General features: G+C 65.9%; 6 protein-coding genes. All 6 read left to right on the forward strand.

What is annotated here, in order from left to right; genetic code table 11:
- The first annotated feature begins 119 nt into the window (after positions 1–119).
- From urtC to AC1VNY_RS42195, 6 genes are read left to right on the forward strand one after another with little or no spacing between them, the layout of a single operon-like run.
- Positions 120–1,289, forward strand: coding sequence for an urea ABC transporter permease subunit UrtC (gene urtC, locus AC1VNY_RS42170; protein ID WP_482409621.1), 1,170 nt, complete (start codon positions 120–122; stop codon positions 1,287–1,289).
- Between the two features lie 4 nt (positions 1,290–1,293).
- On the forward strand, positions 1,294–2,055 hold the full coding sequence (urtD, locus tag AC1VNY_RS42175) for an urea ABC transporter ATP-binding protein UrtD (protein ID WP_016842654.1): 762 nt from the start codon (positions 1,294–1,296) through the stop codon (positions 2,053–2,055).
- Between the two features lie 4 nt (positions 2,056–2,059).
- A complete protein-coding gene (gene urtE, locus AC1VNY_RS42180; RefSeq protein ID WP_024581870.1) occupies positions 2,060–2,755 on the forward strand; it encodes an urea ABC transporter ATP-binding subunit UrtE in 696 nt (231 codons plus the stop codon).
- Between the two features lie 49 nt (positions 2,756–2,804).
- Entirely contained in the window at positions 2,805–3,641 is an 837-nt protein-coding gene (locus AC1VNY_RS42185) for an urease accessory protein UreD (protein WP_482409622.1), read from the forward strand.
- A 47-nt stretch (positions 3,642–3,688) separates the two neighbouring features.
- Positions 3,689–3,991 (forward strand): urease subunit gamma, encoded by a 303-nt coding sequence (locus AC1VNY_RS42190; protein WP_304498472.1) that lies wholly within the window; start codon positions 3,689–3,691, stop codon positions 3,989–3,991.
- Positions 3,992–4,000: 9 nt separating this feature from the next.
- Entirely contained in the window at positions 4,001–4,306 is a 306-nt protein-coding gene (locus AC1VNY_RS42195; protein WP_038387566.1) for an urease subunit beta, read from the forward strand.
- Positions 4,307–4,368 lie beyond the last annotated feature (62 nt).

Below are 4,368 nucleotides of genomic sequence, written 5' to 3' on the forward strand. Positions count from 1 at the left end.
GGGTTGGGGTGGGGGTCTCTCCACACGGTAGACTCCCGACGTGGAGAGACCCCCACCCGCCGCGCGCTGATGCGCGCGTCGGCCTCCCCCGCAAGCGGGAGAGGCAAGGGAATTAGCCGATGACGCCGCACATCCTCACCCGTTCGCTCGACCGCGCCGCGACCGCGATCGTCCTGATCGTCGCCGCGATCGGCGTGCTGATCCCGTTGTCGAACCTGCTGCTGCCGCAGGGCTCGATGTTCCAGGTGCCGACCTATCTGGTCGCGCTGTGGGGCAAATATGTCTGCTACGCCATCCTCGCGCTCTCGATCGATCTGATCTGGGGCTATTGCGGCATCCTCTCGCTCGGCCACGGCGCGTTCTTCGCGCTCGGCGGCTACGCGATGGGTATGTACCTGATGCGCCAGATCGGCAGCCGGGGCGTCTACGGCAACCCGACCCTGCCCGACTTCATGGTGTTCCTGAACTGGGGCAAGCTGCCCTGGTACTGGTACGGCTTCGATAAGTTCTGGTTCGCCGCGTTGATGGTGCTGCTGGTGCCGGGTCTGCTCGCCTTCTGCTTCGGCTGGCTCGCCTTCCGCTCGCGCGTCACCGGCGTGTATCTGTCGATCATCACGCAGGCGATGACCTATGCGCTGCTGCTGGCGTTCTTCCGCAACGATTTCGGCTTCGGCGGCAACAACGGGCTGACCGACTTCAAGGACATCATCGGCTTCAACGTGCAGGCCGAAGGCACCCGCGCCGCGCTGTTCCTGCTGAGCTGCCTTGCGCTGATCATCGCTTTCCTGATCTGCCGCGCGATCGTGACCTCGAAGCTCGGCAAGGTCCTGATTGCGGTGCGCGATGCCGAAAGCCGGACCCGCTTCCTCGGCTATCGCGTCGAATCCTACAAGCTGTTCGTGTTCACGCTGTCGGCGTGCATGGCCGGCGTCGCCGGCGCGCTGTACGTGCCGCAGGTCGGCATCATCAATCCGAGCGAGTTCGCGCCCGCCAACTCGATCGAGGCGGTGATCTGGGTCGCGGTCGGCGGCCGCGGCACGCTGATCGGCGCGGCGCTCGGGGCCGTCGTCGTCAACTATGCCAAGACGTTCTTCACCTCGGGGCCGCTCGCACCGTACTGGCTGTTCATGCTGGGCGCGCTGTTCATCCTGGTCACGCTGCTGTTGCCCAAGGGCATCGTCGGTACCTTCAACGCCTGGTGGGAGCCGCTGAAAGCGCGGCGCAACTCACCCGACGCCGAGAGTGCCGCGCGCGAAGACGGCATCGGCGCACCGAACCCGGCGGAGTAGGCAGATGAACGTCATGGACACCCGCGCCACTTCGGCCATGCTCTACCTCGACGGCGTGCACGTCTCGTTCGACGGTTTTCACGCCATCAACAATCTGTCGCTGGCGCTCGAGCCCGGCGAGATGCGCGCCATCATCGGCCCGAACGGCGCCGGCAAGACCACGATGATGGACATCATCACCGGCAAGACCAAGCCCGACGAGGGCACGGTGCTGTTCGACGGCACCGTCGACCTGACCCGGCTCGACGAGACCCGGATCGCCGAGCTCGGCATCGGTCGCAAATTCCAGAAGCCGACGGTGTTCGAGAGCCAGACCGTGCAGGACAATCTCCTGCTCGCGCTCAATGTCGATCATTCCGTGCGCGGCACGCTGTTCTGGCGCGGCAGCAAGGCCGAGTCCGAGCGCATCGACAAGGTGCTCGAGACCATCCGCCTGACCGATGCGCGCAACCGCCTCGCCGGCAGCCTGTCGCACGGCCAGAAGCAGTGGCTCGAGATCGGCATGTTGCTGGCGCAGGACCCGAAGGTGCTGCTGGTCGACGAGCCGGTCGCCGGGATGACCGATGTCGAGACCCATCTGACCGCGGAGCTCCTGAAGGAGATCAACAGGAACCACACCATCATGGTGGTCGAGCACGACATGACATTCGTGCGCGAGCTCGGCGTCAAGGTAACCTGCCTGCATGAGGGCTCGGTGCTCGCCGAAGGTTCGATCGACCAGGTGTCGTCGAACGAGCGGGTGGTCGAAGTGTATCTGGGGCGCTAGGGCGATGCTGAAGATCGACAACATCAATCTCTACTACGGTGCGGCGCAGGCCTTGCGCGGCGTGTCGCTGACCGCCGAGCCGGGCAAGGTCACCTGCGTGCTCGGCCGCAACGGCGTCGGCAAGACCTCGCTGCTGCGCGCCATGGTCGGCCAGTATCCGATTGCGTCCGGCGCGATCAATTTCGACGGCAAGGACATCACCGCGCTCAAGCCCTATGAGCGGGCGCGTCGCGGCATCGGCTTCGTGCCGCAGGGCCGCGAGATCTTTCCGCTGCTGACGGTGGAAGAGAACCTCAAGACCGGCTTCGGTCCGCTGAAGCGCGAGGACCGCAACATTCCCGACGACGTGTTCTCGCTGTTTCCGGTGCTGGAGACCATGCTGGGCCGCCGCGGCGGCGACCTTTCCGGCGGCCAGCAGCAGCAGCTTGCGATCGGCCGCGCGCTGGTGATGCGGCCAAAGCTCCTGCTGCTCGACGAGCCGACCGAGGGCATCCAGCCCTCGATCATCAAGGATATCGGCCGCGCCATCTCCTATCTGCGCAACCTCGGCAACATCGCGATCGTGCTGGTCGAACAATATCTCGACTTTGCCTGCGAACTCGGCGACAGTTTTGCCGTGATGGACCGGGGTGCGGTGAAATATGCCTGCGACCGCGCAAGCCTCGATCCCGCCGAGATCAGCCGCCAGATGGCGCTGTGAACAGGATGTGACGCCGCCTGTTGTGGCGCGCGAAGGGAGCGTCGGGGGAATGCGGACCGGGATCGCAGGCGCGGCAGCGGCGACGTTTGCGGCAAACCGCGCCCAGGGTGCGGTCCGGTTCGGTGTGCATCTCAAAGACGGTGCCACTCGCCGCGGCGACCTGCACGAGTCGGGCTCGTTGCGCGTCCGCTTCCCATCGCCGGAGGACGACGGTCTCTCGGCCATGTTCGTCAACACTGCCGGCGGCATTGCCGGCGGGGACCGCTTCGAGATCGCGATCGCGGCCGGCGAGGGCGCGCGTTTGACGCTGACCACGGCGGCGGCTGAGAAAGTCTACCGTGCACCAGCAGCGGCGGCACGGCTCGACATCGCGCTGACCGTTGCCGCAGGCGCGCATCTCGCCTGGCTGCCGCAGGAAACCATCCTGTTCGACCGTGCCCGCATTCACCGCGGCTTCGAAATCGACCTTGCCGAGGGTGCCTCGCTCCTGCTCTGCGAGATCGTGGTGTTCGGCCGCGCCGCGATGGGCGAGACCATGCGCCACGGCGAATTTGTCGATCGCTGGCGGATGCGGCGTGGCGGCAGGCTGGTGTTTGCCGAGACCGTCAGGCTCGACGGCGAGATTGGCGAGAAGCTGGCAAGGCCAGCGATTGCCAAAGGCGGCTGCGCGATCGGCACGGCGCTGATCGTGCCGGGCGACGAGGCCTTGGTCGAGCGCATCCGCGAGGCGTCGGACAGCTTCGGCGGCGAGGTCGGCATCTCCGCCTGGAATGGCTTTGCAATGGCCCGCTTCTGTGCCCAAGATGCGGCCCGGCTGCGCGCTGACATGATGACGGTGCTCGGCCGCGCCTCCACTGTCCCGCTGCCAAGACTCTGGCTTAACTAAAGGCCTGTGGCTCAACTAAACCTTTCAAGAACGATCAGAGTGCTCGCATGAATTTGTCTCCCCGCGAAAAGGACAAGCTCCTGGTATCGATGGCGGCCATGGTGGCGCGGCGCCGGCTCGAGCGCGGCGTCAAGCTGAACCATCCGGAAGCGGTGGCCTTGATCACCGACTTCATCGTCGAGGGCGCGCGTGATGGCCGCACCGTCGCCGATCTGATGCAGGCCGGCGCCCAGGTCCTGACCCGCGCGCAGGTGATGCATGGCATCCCGGAGATGATCCACGACATCCAGGTCGAGGCGACATTCCCCGACGGCACCAAGCTCGTCACCGTGCACGAGCCGATCCGATAGGAGCACGACATGATCCCCGGCGAACTCTTCATCAAGGACGGCGAGATCGAGCTCAATGCCGGCCGCAAGACCGTGACGCTGTCGGTCGCCAACACCGGCGACCGTCCGATCCAGGTCGGCTCGCACTACCATTTCTTCGAGACCAATCCGGCGCTGAAATTCGACCGCAAGAAGGCCCGCGGCATGCGCCTCGACATCGCCGCCGGCACCGCCGTCCGCTTCGAGCCCGGCCAGACCCGCGACGTCCACCTCGTGGCACTCGCCGGCAAGCGCGTGATCTACGGTTTTCGCGCCGAGGTGAAGGGGAAGCTGTGATCCGTCGTGAGGTGAGCACGCTGGTCAGGCTCCCTCCCCCCTTGCGGGGGAGGGTGGGGAGA

The organism is Bradyrhizobium ferriligni (assembly GCF_056837965.1).